Source organism: Porphyrobacter sp. HT-58-2, assembly GCF_002952215.1.
Lineage (GTDB): Bacteria > Pseudomonadota > Alphaproteobacteria > Sphingomonadales > Sphingomonadaceae > Erythrobacter.
In genome coordinates this window covers 2,037,739-2,053,587 of record NZ_CP022600.1, presented here as the reverse complement: position 1 = coordinate 2,053,587, position 15,849 = coordinate 2,037,739, and the positions used below count along the sequence as shown (strand labels likewise).

8 protein-coding genes are annotated in these 15,849 nt (G+C 62.0%); 2 read left to right on the top strand and 6 right to left on the bottom strand.

Translation table 11 applies throughout. From position 1 onward, the window contains the following. Window positions 1-44: 44 nt before the first annotated feature. The 6 genes from CHX26_RS09670 to CHX26_RS09645 form a co-directional block, all read right to left on the bottom strand. Window positions 45-5,606 (bottom strand): beta strand repeat-containing protein, encoded by a 5,562-nt coding sequence (locus CHX26_RS09670; protein WP_104942188.1) that lies wholly within the window; start codon window positions 5,604-5,606, stop codon window positions 45-47. Further along, the gene (locus CHX26_RS09665) at window positions 5,603-10,726 is read right to left on the bottom strand and encodes a hypothetical protein (protein WP_233997103.1); all 5,124 of its coding nucleotides are present in this window, start codon (window positions 10,724-10,726) and stop codon (window positions 5,603-5,605) included. Before CHX26_RS09665 ends, CHX26_RS09670 begins: the two co-directional genes overlap by 4 nt. Window positions 10,727-10,746: 20 nt before the next feature. Then, on the bottom strand, window positions 10,747-11,778 hold the full coding sequence (locus tag CHX26_RS09660) for a DUF11 domain-containing protein (RefSeq protein WP_172449777.1): 1,032 nt from the start codon (window positions 11,776-11,778) through the stop codon (window positions 10,747-10,749). A 39-nt stretch (window positions 11,779-11,817) separates the two neighbouring features. Next, window positions 11,818-12,294, bottom strand: coding sequence for a hypothetical protein (locus tag CHX26_RS09655; protein ID WP_104942186.1), 477 nt, complete (start codon window positions 12,292-12,294; stop codon window positions 11,818-11,820). A 10-nt stretch (window positions 12,295-12,304) separates the two neighbouring features. Then, a complete protein-coding gene (locus CHX26_RS09650) occupies window positions 12,305-13,306 on the bottom strand; it encodes a hypothetical protein (protein WP_104943360.1) in 1,002 nt (333 codons plus the stop codon). Between the two features lie 149 nt (window positions 13,307-13,455). Further along, the gene (locus CHX26_RS09645; protein ID WP_104942185.1) at window positions 13,456-13,869 is read right to left on the bottom strand and encodes a hydroxylaminobenzene mutase; all 414 of its coding nucleotides are present in this window, start codon (window positions 13,867-13,869) and stop codon (window positions 13,456-13,458) included. Between the two features lie 86 nt (window positions 13,870-13,955). Between CHX26_RS09645 and CHX26_RS09640 the strand changes: the two genes are divergently transcribed. Next, complete coding sequence (locus CHX26_RS09640) at window positions 13,956-14,543, top strand: TetR/AcrR family transcriptional regulator (protein WP_172449776.1); 588 nt, start codon at window positions 13,956-13,958, stop codon at window positions 14,541-14,543. Window positions 14,544-14,609: 66 nt separating this feature from the next. Beyond that, window positions 14,610-15,848: an MFS transporter gene (locus CHX26_RS09635; protein WP_104942183.1), complete on the top strand. Its 1,239-nt coding sequence runs from the start codon at window positions 14,610-14,612 to the stop codon at window positions 15,846-15,848. Window position 15,849: the final 1 nt, after the last annotated feature.

Genomic DNA, 15,849 nt, shown 5'->3' with positions numbered 1-15,849 from the left:
AGGCGCTCGCGGCCGAGCACATTTCACGACAGCAGCGTCTCTCGTCAATTGACACGCACGATCATGCCCGCGCTGAACTGCCCGACGGGTGCGCTTGGGGGCAGGGATCCCTTGGGGTTCAGGCAGACAAACCGCACCTGGGGGTCGTACCCGTCAGATGGCGAATAACTGCATTCAGCCATCGAGGCGGGAGCGGTTGAATTATTGGAAAAACCCAGATCCGTCGCATTGTTGAAGGTCAAAGCCGGCGTTCCGCTGGAAAATCCAATTGTATCGCCAAGACCGGGCGTCGTGCCGTTGAAGAAGGTCGTATTCTCGCTGATCGCAATAACTGCGAACAACGAGTCCGGATCGGTCTTGCCATTGCCAATATTTGTGACGGTCGCAGTCAGTAGTATGTCGTTGCCGGGCGTGGCAAAGGCATTGGGGTTTGAAACTTCGAGCGGCGCCGAGGTGATCTCAACAGTGAGCTGGGCCACCCCATCTGCGGTTGCAACGGCGGAAAATTCCGATGTGATGTCCCACGATCCCCCTGCCGTGCGCCGGGAGGTGGTGGCAGAAATGATATCGCCGATGGCGACCGGTTCGAGCGTGGTGAGCGTGCCGGTGTAGCTCTGCGTCCCGCCGCCGTGAGTGATATCGACATGGCCAAGATAGCGTTCCCCCTCGCCATGCCCGCTGGGATCGGCGGCGCTATTGGCGAAGAATTCCACTCGGTAGCCATTTGCAGCGGCAGGCGCATCGAGTGTGAAGCTGTAGTTCAGGGTGTTGGCGCCGGAAGCAATAACACGAATATCTTGCGGGAAGTTCAGCAGATCATTCGGCCCCACATCTCCATCGCCGGGGTCGTTGGGGGTGATGCCATTGTTACCCAGATCGATTCCCAGCAAGCCGTTGTTGTAGATATTGTTGCTGATGATCGCCGCGCGGGTACTACCATCCACTTGGACACCGTTGCGGCTGTGGTTGCGGATGGTGTTCCCGATCACCTGATTATTTGAGCCGGTCAAATCCAAACGGATGCCCGATTGGCTGGAAAAGGCGACAAGGTTGCCCTGCCCCGGAGCGCCGCCACCGATGAGAATATTGGAATGCGGGCCGATGGTCCGCAGCAGATCATCGGTATTTCCGGCCACAATCTGCGACGTTCCATCAGCCCCTACGCCAAGATTATTACCTTGGATGGTCATCCCCGTGACGGTGCTGTTCGAGGCATCAATGAGCGAGGCATCATATCCGCCGACAACATTGTTGAGGATAGCTATGTTGCTGAAGGTACCATTCCCGTCGAATGAAATCGCATCACGGGTGATCGCAGTGACCGCCGTGCCGTTGGAGACCGCGACATTCCCGCTGGCGTCCGTGCCGATGTAATTGCCGTTGATGGTAACGCCGGAGGTCGTGCCATTATGCATGATCCCCCGGCCGTTGTTGCCGCCGATGACATTGCGTCCCGCAGCTGTACCATTGCCGATGGTGATATTGCTGGCACTGATCAACCTGATGCCATGGCTGCCATTGTTCGACGTGGTGCCGGCAATTGTGATGGTGCCGATGGTGTTACCCAAGACTGCAACATTGGTTGATCCACTTTCCAACAGGACCCCGACCGCGCCATTGCCGCCGATGCTGTTGCCCTGCCCCTGCGCGTCGCCTCCAATGGTTGCATTGCTGACATTCTGGAGTCGGATTCCCTGATTGACCGACCGCGCTATGGTGTTGCCCGCTAGAATGACATTATCTATGCCAATCAGATAGATGGCATTGAGATTGCCGGTGATGACATTGCCCTGTGTAGTGGCATCCCCGCCAATAAGCACGTTGGACGCGGTGCCGCTGGAGAACCGGATTCCGTCATTGCCATTGCGCAACACATCCGAAAGCGTGCGGGTAAAGCCGATAATGTTGCGCTGTATCCGGATTTGGCCATCTGACGGAGCGACAGTTGTGCCAGTCGAGGTCCAGACGCCCATGATGCTGTTGCCGGCAATCAAATTATAAGTGATGTCACGCCATGAGGTTGACCCCGTCCAGTGCTGAACGCCCACACTGTTGGCCCGGGCGGTCATGCCGCTGACGTCAGTGCCGATGAAGTTGCCGCGCGCCGCCATGTCGCTGCTTGGACCAAAGGAGGCAATGCCCGGTCCGCTATTGGCCGATATGACATTGCCTTCGCCCGGGTTCAGCCCGCCAATACGCGTACTTGCGCCAAAGACAGTCACTCCGCGGTTCGCATTGCCCTCGCTGCTACCGTCGGGCCTGATGCCCAGATAGTTGCAATGCAAGGTGGCGGTATTGCTGGCCTCCTCCGTCGTCACCCCGCTGTTGAAGCGTGTGATTGCCAGCCCGCGAATGGTCTGGTTGCTTCCCGCCAGCCTGAAGCCGGTAACCGCGGTGTTAATCCCGCGCACGTTGATGCGCAGATCATGCCCATCACCCGCCCACAGATCGCGACATTCGGTGCCTGTTTGTGAGGTGCCGTCGATGGTCAGGCCATTGGCGGTCAGAGCGGGTAAAGTCGACGATAGTGTGATCGTGTGCGGTCCCGCGCCGGGAATGGCGAAGCTCACGGTTGACGGCGAGGGTTCGCTATTGGCAAAGATAAGGGCGTTGCGCAGCGATCCGGCTCCTGCATCATTGGTATTGGTTACCACAAGCGGAGAAACGATGGTGGCGTTCTGGTTGAACTCCGAGGTTTCCCCATAGCTTGATGGCCCAGTCTTGCGCGTGGCGGTCGCCGAAACGAGCGCGCCGTTGCTGACTGGGGCAAGCGGGACAAATGTGCCGTTGAAGGCAAGGGCGCCTCCCCCATGTGCCGGGGTCTCGATAAAGCCCAACCATTCCTCGCCTTCGCCAAATCCGGAAGGGTCGACGGCCGTGTTGCGATAGAAGTCGATCCGGTAGCCATTGCTCTCCGCCGGAGCATCCAGCGTCAGAGCGAATGAAAGCTGCCCGCCCGCCGCGACGTTAAGCGCGGTGAACACAGGGAAGTTCAGCAGGTTGTTCGGACCTGTGTCCGCGTCACCCGGATCGTTGGCAGTTACGCCATCATCATCCAGATCGACCCCCAGTCCGCCATTAGCGAATATCCTGTTGGCGAGGATCGTGGCGGTGGCTGGAGCGAAAAGCGAAATCCCGCTCATGCTGTTGTTCCAGATCGTGTTGCCGACAACCTGCACGTTGGTGCCCGGGCTGTTCAACAGGATCCCACGACGCCCGCTGAAGGCAATCAGGTTGCCTTGGCCAGGTCCGCTACCGCCAATCAGCAGGTTGGAATGGACGCCGCCGCCCCCAGTGAGGATCAGATCGTCGACATTGCCGGAAACAATCTGCGACACGCCATCAGCGCCGACCCCCAGATGGTTACCCTGTATGACCACGCCATCGCTTGAACCGTTCCACAGTTCCACCATCGCCGCGCCATAGCCCCCAATGACGTTGTTGCGCACCGTCAGATCGTTGAGGGTCACCGAGAAGAACGAAATGGCGTCAAGATTGCTGCCGCTGTCGTTCTGACCATTCACGACAGCCGCGTTGCCGCTTGCATCGGTACCGATGTAGTTCCCGAAAATCGTAATGCCGGAAAGGGTGCCGTTGCCGACGATCGCGCGAAGACCGTTGCCCGCGATCAGGTTGCGCCCTGTTGTGGTGCCATTACCGATAGAGATGTTGCTTACGTCCAAAAGGCGAATGGCATGGCCGCCATTGCGAAATATGTCGCTAGACGTGTTGGGAGTGCCGATGACATTGCCCAGGATTGTCACTGCGGATGTGCCCCCATCCAGCTGGATCCCGGTTCCGCCATTGCCGCTGATCGTGTTCCCCTCGATCGCAATGTTGGACACGCCCGAAAGCCGCAGCCCCGACTCTAGGCCGGCGATCACATTTCCTTGGGTGGCGGCATCGCCGCCGATCAGCGCATTGCTGATGCTGCCGCTCGGAAACCGGATGCCATCCCCCCCGTTGCGGATCAGTGCTGTCAGAGTTCGGTTGAAACCGATGACGTTGCGTTGGATGCGGACACGGTCGGTGGATGGGGTGATCTGATCGTCGGCTTCCAGAATGATGCCGGTGATGGCGTTCCCTGAGATCAGATTGCGCGTGATATCGCGCCAGCTCACGGTCCCGAAGAAGTTATTGATGCCGCCGAAGTTAGCGCGGGAGCTGATGCCCGTTGGGTCAGTCCCGATGAAATTGCCGCGAATGGCGGTGTCGGTGCTGCCTTGTTCGGTCAGAACTCCAACGATAGAGTTGGCGGATATCACGTTACCATCGCCCGCAGCAAGACCGCCGATCATCGCGCTGGCGCCTCGAACGGCGACGCCTCGTGCGTTCCCGCCGCTGGTACCATCGGCGAGCAAGCCCAGGTAACTGCACTGGATTGTAGCAGCGCTGCTGCCTGCCAACGCAAAGATGGCGTTGTCGAAGCCGGTCAGGGACAGCCCCCTGACGGTCTGATTAGTCCCCCTTAGCTGAAAGCCGTTGAACCCTCCGCCGCGCACGTTGATGCGAAGATCATGACCATTGCCAGTCCAGAGATCGCGGCACTGGGTACCGGGCTGTGTGGTACCGTCGATAATGACGCCATTAGCCGTGATATCGGGCAGAGGTGAGGTCAACGTGATGGTGTGGGGCCCGGCGCCGGGGATGGCGAAGGCGATCGTGTCAGGGCCAGGATTGTGATTGGCGAGAAGAATGGCGTCGCGCAGCGATCCCGATCCGCTGTTCAGCGTGTTGGTTACGACCAAGGGATTGGCCGCGCGCACCCACACGCGGTGAATGGTGCTATTGCCGAAGCCATTTGGGAAATCATCCACTTCCCACCGGTTGCCGTTATTGCCTGGACCGCCGATCGCGTCGTTGCCCTCACCTCGGATCCCCCAATGGCGAGCAGCGCCTTGGAAGAACGGGAAATTGGTCAGAGCGAAATTGCCCTTGTCGACATAGCCTCCATTGGCCGTACCAGGGATAGCTGCGTTATGGCCGGTCAACGCAGTGAACGCGCTGGACAGCCCGCTCATGCTCCCGATACCGGTGCGCAGGTATACGTTGCCCGTATTGGTTCGGAAATGGATCGTCCGGGAATGGGCGCTGGTCCGGGCAAACCAGCGCGTTTCTATATTGCCCCGAAATTGGCTCATCGCGGCGTTGCCGGCATGGCCCCAACGCGAGACATCGGCGCTTTCATTGGCACCAAGTGCAGCGGCCGAAGTCACCGGCAAATCTGTCCCGGCACCAATAATGTTTAGCGGCGGATTGGTCCCGCCCGCGTGCACGTATTGCAGCACCAGCACCCAACCACCACCTTCGCTGGTGTCAACGTCAGCCGCAAAAGTGCCCGATCCCAGATTGAAGAAATAGCGGCCTGATGCAGGTACGCTGTAGGCTTCGGAAAGGGCGGTGAAGGGATCGCTGATTGTCCCCGAACCTGCCTTGGCAGGGGATACCAACAGGATTCCGCCAATCACCAACGCCAGCAGCGCGGTGCGCATCAATTTGCGAACCCATCCCACCATCAGGACCAAACCTAGCTCCCCTTCGGCGGCTGACCGGCTGTTGTCGGGCCAAGCACGCTGCTGGCGGTCTTGCGACAGTGCCTGCATCATCGTGGTAAACTCGGCTCTAAGGGATTTCTGCTAGACCTCGGTAAATGCGGTCCGGTTTCGCGTCCTCCAAGGATATCCGCATCAAACTTGAACCGGAGCACGGCGAACAGCCCCTGATCGAGCGGGCGATTCAGGCTGAAATCAGGGTCGCGGAAGCCGGAGATGTTGTAACCCAGGCTCAGTAGCGTGCCTTTAGCCACCACGAAGCTCGCTTGCGGGCCGACCGAATAACTATAGCTGCCGTCGGTCACGTTGGCGCGGATGCTTGCGCTGCCACCGATATCAAGCGACTGGCTCAGCCCCACTCGCAGATCGAGCCCCGCGAGCGCCGTCAGGCCCTCAAGCGCGAAGTCCTCGACGTGGTCGAAGCCATAGCGCGTGCCCAGAAACAGCCCAATTTCGCTGAGCTGGGCCGCGCCGCCTTGCGTGCGCGGTGACCAGTTGGCCGAGATGCTCCCCATAAGGCGCCGCGAAAGCGCATCGCCGGTGACGGTAAGCGCGGTGCGGCCCACCGGTCCGGTCTGCCCGGCGACCGCACCAGTCACGGAATCGCTGCGATATTCGACCCGTCCCAGCAGGGCGAAATCCGATCCATCGGGCCGATGGGCGATGGTGAGAGCGGCGTCCATGATTTCAGTCGAAGCGCCGCCCGGTGCGGTGCTGCGGGTCCAAACAAGGTTGCTGCCGACCGCACGTCCTTCGCCGATCTGGCGCAGCACGCCAAGCGTGGCGCCGTAACGGTCTGCAAACTGCCCATCGCGATACTCCGCGCGGCCGTTCGCTGCCCAGCGCCCGCTGCGCCAGTTCCCGCTGACGGTGACGGCGGTAAAATCTTCAAACAAGGTGCGATCCACACCCAGGGGGCCCCCATTGGCGGGGGGCTGGCCGGGGTTGATAACGGCTTCGGTTGTGGGCGTATCGCCAAGAATCCGGTTGCCATCGAGCGTCGCGTTGATGCTCAGCGATGGTGTCACGTTCAGCGTCTGTGCAAGGCCAAACCCGGCAAAGGTAGCGCCCTTGGTATCGCCTGCGCTGTTTTGACCGAGTGAGGATGCGACGCGCCCACCTTCCCACGGGGTCAGTTCTACACCGGCGCGCAAGGTACGCGCTTTGAAAGTGGCGCTGTCAGCGATTTCATAGGTGCCGGTCAGCCGCACGTCGCGCGCCAGACTATAGCGCAGACCAAGCCGGTGACGCGGCGGCAGGTCAACCGAGCCATCCCCGCGGCTCAATGCGATGCTCGAATCGCCGCTGATCTCCAGCTGGTTGTCGAACAGACGCTGACTCGCGGCGGCCTGGAGCAATGTCGATGTGCGGCTCTCCCCGTTTGCCAGCCGGTCATCGAAGTGCGCCAGTCCCATTCGCGCATCAGTGCCGGGCGTGCGCCACGCCAGCTCCACCTGCCCCCCGCGCCGCTGGGCCTCATCAACGAGGCTTTCATCCTTGAGCAGACTGGCCGTGACCGACAGCTGGTCGCTGATCTGATAGCGGCTATCCACCCCCAGCTTGCGCCGCCCAGCCTCGGCGATGCTCTGCTGGCCGGTGCCATAGCCCGCCTCGATCTGGCGGGCATAGGCGACCGCATCGAGCTTGCCTTTCTGGTGCTGCACTTCGACCAGAAAGCCATTGGCGGTATCCCCATCGCGCTCGCTGATGCCGATTTCAGCGCGCAGCTCGGTTGCCGTGCTGAGCCGCAGCCGGGTATCGGCGACTGCGACATTGGTACGCAGACCATCGGTCTCGTCGGTAATCGCAGTTGCGCCCAACCGCACCGCGCCATCGTTGCCGGTCCATTCGGCCCGCACTCCGCCATTGATCGCGCCGCCACCGACTGCGCCTGTTTCGTATTCGATGATGATTATCTGCGGGTTGAGATCGGCATCGCGCGACAGGATTGGCTCGCTGAAGGTGATCGTGCCTGAAAGGGTGTCAATGGTGTAGTCGATGAACCGCGTCAGACTGCGCGATGAGACCACGACCTCGGACCGGAACCGGTCGCGCACTTCGATGGTGACGCGTTCGGAATTGATCAGGAGGTCGCGGGTGCCGAGCGTGTAGGGCCCGGCCAGGCCATTACCCTGAAACTCGTCACGCCGGAAGGTGCTGCCGATCCGTGCGCCGAAGGCTTCGCCCCGCACATTGCCGATCTGAGCCGCAGCGCGCACCCCGGTAGCAGTACGCTGATAGCGGCCAAGGATCGTCTGGTCGAACCCGGTCTGGAAATCGCCGTAAAGAGCAAAGAAGGTCGAAGTCTCAATCCGCAGATAGAGATTTTCGCGTGTGGCGGCGTCGAAGCGGCGCTGCGAATTGTCGCCGAACACGGTGTAATAGGCCGCTGGATCGATTGCACCGAGCAGGGGCTGGTCCTCGCGCTGCTTGGCGCTGTCATAGGCGAGTGTGAGCAGATATTTGCCCAGCACTCGCCCCTTGGCATAGAGCGCGATGCGCGCATTCCTGCCCAGATCGCTGTCGAAATTGTCGCTGCGCTCCATGTTGTCAGCGATGGCGCGCGCGCCGATACCGACCTCGCCCAGGCCCACGATGGTCCATTCGACATCGCCAGGAATCACCAGTGCCTCGATCTCCTGCCGACGGCGGATGTTTTCGTTGGCGAAATCGAAGCTCATGCGCAGCTGACCGCTGACCATGGTCGGGGCGAGCTCGATCCGGGCAAGGCCTTGATCGCCCTCGATCTGCCAGCGCGCCGTCGCATCGCCGATACCGCTCAACTGGCGCAACTGTTGTTGCTCGATTGCGGTGGCGCTTTCGAAGGGGGCATTGAGAGTAAAGCTGCCGGACAGGCCTTCACGCACCGGGCGGCCATTGCGGTCGGTGATGCGCACAACCACGACGGGGCGAGTAACGCCGTCAGCCACCAGTAGCGATTGATCGGCGACCAGTTCGGCGCGCGCAGGCTGCGAGGTGAAGAACACCTCCCGCTCCAGCCGCGCGTTCACGCCGCCCAGTGAATTGACGATCTCAGCGGCAAGCACGGTGCGCTCGTTCAGCAGCGGGATACCGCGCCACTGGCTGACAGCATAGCCACCGCTTGCGGCCTTCAGGGTGCCGTCAAATGCAGCCGCTTCAACGGGTTTGCCATCGACATAGAGCCGAATAGTTTGCCCGGCGCGATGGCGGAAGGCGACCTTGACCGCGGGGACGCGCGGGTTGGCATCTTCAGCCGGGCTGAGCCAGCCATCCGGGCCATCTCCAAGTGCCAGCCAATTGGTCTCGGCTGCTTCGGGGGCGGGAGAATTGCCAGCGAGCGCCCGCAGGGAGCCGAGCGGCAGAGCATCACTCGGGGTCACATTTTCTGTCAGTGCAATCTTGGGTGTAGCCTCGTCGAATGGCACGGCGACATGAAAATCTACCCGGGCCAGCGATCCGCCCTGCCCGGTGACGAAGCGCGATCCGGCATCGCCGGCGCTGCGGGTGGAGCGCGCACAATCGACAAGCCGCGCGCCCTTGGGCAGCGTGCCGCGGGCGACCTGTACCACATGGGTGCCTGGTACCACGCCCTCAAAGCGATAGCGGCCCTCGGCATCGGTGACGGCAAAGCTGCCGTCCTCCATCATCACCCTGATCCCGCCGAGCCCGGCGGCGCTGTCACGCGCATCGCCGCAATCGCCCAGCATCACGCGGCCAATGATGGTCATGCGGCCTGCAATATTATCGCGTTCGACCATCACGGCGACCTGGGCGCTGGCGGTGCGGTCCAGCGTGTCTCGGATGCCAGCGCGGGTCACAAGCTGGCCCTGTGAAGCGTTGGCTCTTACGACGGCGCCATAAGAAAGCCGCACAGTGCCAGATCCCGGCAGAAAGTTCAGCTTGGCGGCAAGGCTGCGTCCGTCTGCCGACAGCTCGAGATGGTCAGGCGGCGCTGGAACCCCGTCGATCCGCACTGTCTCCGGCCTTAGACGCAGGCCTCGTGGCAGATCGATGGTAAGCGTAAGGTTCCGACGCTCCTGTGCTTGTGAATTGCCGACGGTCAAGGTGTAGACCAGCGGGTCGCCTGGCTGGGCACTGGGCCGCGAGACTGTGAACGCAAGATCGGGAGCTGTGGTATCGCGATCCACCGGAATATCGACTTCGACCGGGATCGTGTTGGCAAGTGCGAATGCGCCTCCGAACGACGCCTCTGACAGGGCGAAAGCCCCACCATCGGGGTGAGACAACAGGGCAAGCTGGGCGAGTGGCGCTGCAGAGGGAGAAGTAAAGCCGGAAGGTGGTTCGATTTCCAGGCGATACCGGCCCAGTGGGGCGAGCGGGAACCAGTAGCGGCCAGGCAGCATGGGATAGCTCCTGCCCGCCGCATCTGTGATTGTTTCGCCGCTGATGACGGATGATGGCCATCGCGTTATGCCGTCCTCGGCAAACACCTGTGCCAGCGCGCCTGTATCCGCCTCGCGTAAGGTCACCCGCGCGCCCGATACGGGGGCGGCGGTCTCGCTGTCGAACACCAAGCCGAAGGGGTCAGCAAGGATCAGCGTGTCGCGCGTGACCGACACGCCGCCAGGCATCCCGTCCGCAGTCGCCAGTATCACTCTGTCACCCGAAGCGACCGTCAAGGCGCAATCCTCGGCATGCGGCTCCGCGCTGGCTCGGCGGGTCGAGATGCTGCCGGCGAACAGGCCGGTATCCGGCCCGGTTTCGAAGACCGTCAGGTCAAGTTTCCTACCAGTGCTGTTCTTGACTGTTACGGCAAGGCTGTCGATCGCGCTCGGATCACGGTTGGCCAGCGGAGCGGCGAGAGTGAAGATTATGGTTTCGCCGGGACGATACTCGCTGGTCGGCGCAATCGTGAGCGTCTGCGGGGCATCAGGCGTGCCTGACCTGCAGCGCGATGGAATGACGGTCAGGCCGGCGGAACCGCCTGGCGCGTTGCGAAAGGTCGCGATCTGCGGCGGGGCCGGAGCGCGGGTCACGACCACGCGGTTGGATGCTACCTCCTGTGCCGTCCCCGCTTCATTCCAGCGGGCAAAGGCGATGTTCTCGATGGTCTGGGCCCTGGCCGCGACAGATGTCGCGCAGGCAAGCGTCGCCGCGCTCAGACCAAGCAGGCCAAACCACAGCCGCAGCCAGCCGTTATGCTGCCGAGAAACGGGGATAGCCTGTGCCACGCGGCCCACACAGCCGCTGCTCAGTTGATAGTGACGCGGAACGAAGCTGTGCGGGTTTCGCCACCCGCAAGATCGCTGAGCTGGGCCGTCACGGTTTGACCGGTCACGTTGCCCCCCGGATCGCCGCCGATGCAATTGTTCGACCCATCGAGTCCGCCGTTGATTCGGACACTGCCAGTAATGATGGCAAGGTCATCTGGTACGACATCGGTGACGATGACATTGGTCGCTGTAGCGCTGCCTGCCGCGTTGCTCACGGCGACGCAATACTCGACCTCGGCGCCGGGAATCGCCTTTGGATCGGTGGTGCCGTTGACGGGATCCTCAAGCAAGCGGTTTGTCTTGGTCACGGTCAGGGTTGCGGCCGATACGCGGTAGCCGCCCCGTGCGGTAAAAATGCCATCATTTGCGCTATCGTCGGGTCCTGCTCCATCGGCGAGAACAGTGTCGATACCGGCGGTGTTGGTGCCCGATGTCGCCGTCAGCAGCGCGCCCTGCGAGCCTTCCGCGCCGCCCGCGTGGGCAGTGGCGGACAGGGTGAGGTTGGCGAGATCGTTGTTGGCTTGGCCAAGCGGAATATCGCTCACCACGAACACCCGCACCGTGGCGTCTTCGCCGATTTCGTCGATCAGCGTGGTCTGGCTGTCATTAGCCGGATTGAACGACCCGTCGCCGTCATCAACAAAGATCTGCACATCGGTCGCATCGAAGGCATCGCCGCTGCTCGCCTGCGTGACGGCAAGAACAGCATCGATGGTCTCATTCGACAGGTTGGAAACGTCGAAGGTGATCACCGCGCCGGTCTGCCCGGGCACGACCGTGGTCGTCGGCCCATCGACCAGCGTGACGGTCAAGTTCACCTTCCGGTCGACCGTGAAGCTGTCGCTTGCGGTTTGCCGGGTCTGCTGCACGTCGCCGACGCGAAAATCGACCGTGGCCGTGTTGGTGATAATCGTGCCTGATCTCGTGCCTTCGGCAAAGGCCGGTGCGGTTTGCAGCGCAATCAATGCGGTGCCGGATGCCAGTGCAGCAATTTTCGCAGGGTACATCATCTGATTTTGCTCCATCACAAGTGCGGCTGACGCGCTTCGTCAGCGGACCGTCACGGGAAACTCGAGCGTACCGCTCTCGCCCGGGGCAATGGCGGGAAGGATCCAGCGGACATTGGTGACATCTCCCGGTGTGGCAGCGCGGCGGGTGCCGTCGGGCGCACCGATTTCGAGTTCGGCAAGCTTGCCCCAATTCGCGCCACCATCAACCGACACTAGCACTGCTGGATCGAGTTCGGCTGTGACGCTGACGCTCGCGGGGACAGGGTTCGACACCACGAAGCGCTCGATCGGGACCTCGCCCCGGTTGGCAAACCGGGTGCCGAAGATCAGCCGGTCACCGGGCACTACAAGCTCCGGCTCGACCCATTCTACCTGCCGCTCGCCAGCAGCCGTGGTCGTTACCTTTTCGAGCTTGACATAGCCGACCAGTTCGAGCGGGGTTTCGGCTCGCGCAGGCGCAGTGAAGGCGAGCACCGCCGTCGCAGCGGCAATGCCGAACGTGCTGGGAAATCGCATCGCGTTGCTCCTATTCCTCGATAAGAACGTCGAAGGTGACGGTTCTTGAAGCCCCACCTGAGACAGGGTCCAAGGTGACCGATATGCCCGCGGACGACGCCTGGCCCGCATCATCGTCAGCCGCATCGGTCAATGGCGTGCTTTCGAGCGTCAGGGAGTTGGCAACATATTGTGTGCCGGTAGGAATTGAGTCGGTGATGGTCAGTCCGTCGATGGCCGCAGAGCCTGTCACGACGAGCTCGATCCCATAGGTAATGGTGGCACCCGGAAGCGGGTTTGATCCGCCGAAGGGATCGGTCACCGTGGCCCATTTGACCAGCGTCACTGTGCTGGCACTACCGATCATCTGCCCGGTGGCCGTCGCTTGTCCGCCGCCCGCGCCCACTACTGCATCTACGCCGTTCTCGCCTGACCCGGCAAAGGTGGTGCCGGGGGTGCCTGTACCGGTGGCTGTTCGTGCAATCAGATTAACCGAACTTTGCGAGCCATCACCGATGCCGCCCGGCACGAGGACGATCACGAACACATGCTGGGAACCCCCGGCCGGAATAGCGGAGGTAATGCTTGGGGCGGACAACACCGTATCGACGCCCGGATCATAGACCCCGTTACTGTTGCTATCGATCGCGACGGTATCGAGCGTTGCATCAAAGCTGTTCCCGGGAACAGCAGTCACCACCTCCAGAGCGAGCTCTTCGGGCCCATTGCCCTCGTTGCTGACAAGAAAACTAAGCACCTGGGAACCGCTGCGCACCGTAACAGGTCCGGCATCAAGCGAAGCGGCTGCAACCCCGAGGAGTTCATCGACCTGCACTTCGACCGTATTGGACGTAACCGTGCGGGTCGTTCCGCCTTCGTCGTAGGAGGCCTCGGCTGTGCTCTCGATAACCGAGCCTGCAGGCGCCGGATTCGCCGCAGCGGGTTGAATTGAGACGAGCAATGCAGCGGCCATCCCACCAACAGCGAGGCGGACGGGGCACAAGGCAGACAGGGTAAATCGGGCATCAACCATGCCCATTGCCTTAGCCTCGGCGCGGTTCCGACGGGTTGAACGGGCATTAGGGGGATCTACGAAGGGTCAAGCAGCAACCGCAGCAACGAGACCAATGATTACGGGAATGCGCCCGGAGCATTGCCTCACAGCATCTTCACACCGCCGCGTTACACCAACGAATAGAAGCAGATCGCAAGGCATACGAGGAGCATACAGACTGAACTGCCGATTGATAAAACGGAGACGGTCCATTCCTTTGCCTTGCTGCTGGAGAACCCTTTCCCTGCAATGGGCAGCGCTTCGCTCGCGCCGAAGCTTGCGGCTAAAACAAGGCTCAGCACCAGCACCGCGAGCGAAGCGGTCAGCGTCATTGCCAGAGGTCCCTGCACCCGATCCGGAATAGCGATCGAGGGCCAGAACAAGCCAAATGCGATAAGCGCGGTTCCGCTCTGAACCGCGGTAGTGTGTGCCGACAAGCCCATGCGCGGGTTGTGAAACCGGGGAACAAGTGCGCCGATGCAAAGCCCCAGCGTAAAGAGGATGAGGCCTGCCTTACCCAGCAGAATCTGTGTGTCGTCCATCTTGCTGCGCCTCGGGTGAAGACCTATCCTGACTGTTGGTCGGTAAATACCGACCGACAGTCAGTATGTCAATCGGGAGGCATGGGGTGCGTCAGGAAGAGCGTCGCGCGATCACCAGGGCCAAGATCATTGCTGCGGCCCGTGAGAGGTTTGGCAAGCTGGGATTCGCCGGCACTTCGATGGACGCCGTCGCCAAGGATGCGAACGTCGCCAAAGGCGCGGTCTATCATCACTTCGCGAGCAAGGAGGACTTGTTCACGCAGGTCTTCGAGCAGGTTTCCGGTCAACTGGCTCTGACAGTCGCTTCGAGCATCCCGCAGGGGGCAGACAGGATTTCGGCCCTGAAGGTTGCCACGCGCACCTATTTCCAGCTTTGCGCCGAGCCTGCGATCACCCGCATCACCTTGCAGGATGCGCCAAGCATCTTGGGGTTTGAGCGATGGCGGGAAATCGACGCGGCACACTTCGGTGGGTTGGTTTCCGCTGGCCTGTCATTGGCTATGGAGGACGGTCTTATGAGGCGGCAGCCCGTGGGGCCACTCTCGAACATCGTCCTCGCCGCAATCCAGGCCGCCGCATTAGATTGTGCCACCCATGCGGATTTTGGGGCGGCAGCGCAGGAATATCAGGCTAGCTTTGGTGCAATCATCGATGGCCTGACCTGCAAGCGGTGACTCAGACTAAGTCGCGGGCACCAGTCCTCGCGTGACATTCGCCCGGGCCGGTGCAATGTTCTGAATATGAGGGGGAAAAGCTCGCATATTCTGGCGGCGGTCGCGTTCATCGTGTTTGTTGACATGCTGGGCATCGGGCTGATCCTGCCCGTCATGCCGCGTCTGATCGGGGAGATCGCGCAGACCAGCCTTGATCGCTCTGCCGAGATCGGCGGACTGCTGACCTTTGCCTATGCCGGGATGCAGTTCCTGTGTGCGCCCTTCATCGGGGGTCTGAGCGACCGGTTCGGGCGGCGGCCCGTGCTCCTGATCACGCTGCTGCTGCTGGCGCTCGACTATGCGGTGATGGCCTGGGCACCGACGCTGGCATGGCTGGTGGCGGGGCGGATGATGTCAGGGGTGATGGGCGCAAGCTGGGCGGCAGCCAATTCCTGCATCGCCGATTGCATCCCTGCGGAGAAACGCGGTGCGGCCTTCGGGATGCTCGGCGGAGCGGGTGCAGCAGGCTTTGTGCTTGGCCCGGCGCTGGGCGGGATGGCGGGTGAGATAGGCACCCGCGCACCCTTCATCATCGCGGCGAGCCTTGCGGTGCTTGGCGTGATCGGAGGGCTGGTGTTCCTGCGCGAGACGCTGCCGCCGGAGCGCCGCCGGGCTTTCGACCCCAAGCGCGCCAATCCCTTGGGCTCGCTGATCCAGATGGCGCGCACGCCCTTCGTGCTGTCATGCCTCGCCGTTGCCTTCTTCATGCAGTTGGCTGCGCAGGCGCAGATGTCGATCTGGGCTTTTTGGGGCGAGCTGGAATTTGGCTGGAGCCCGACGGTCAGCGGCCTCACCGTCTCGTTCTACGGCGTGCTGATCGGCACGGCGCAGGCGGTGCTGACGGGCAAGAGCATCGCCCGCTTCAGCGCGGCCAATACGGCGCGTTACAGCCTGCTGCTGGGCATCCCGTCCTACCTGCTGCTGGCCTTTGCCACCGGCACCCCGATGGTGATCGCCGCGATTATCGTCGGCGCGCTGACCGGCATGACCTTTCCCGCGATGCAAAGCCTAATGACGGTGCGGGTGAGCGAAGACGCGCAGGGCGAATTGCAGGGGGCAATTGCCAGCACGGTGAGCCTCACTTCGATCATCGGCCCGGTGATGATGACCCAGATCTTCGGCCACTTCGCCGACGACACAGGACTGTTTTTCCCCGGCGCGCCCTACCTCGTCTCGCTAGCGCTGCTGGTGCTGGCGATCGGGCTGCTGTGGCGCACGATGGGGGCATCCGGCATGCCGGCGCGCCCGGCGGCGCTGCCGGAGTGAA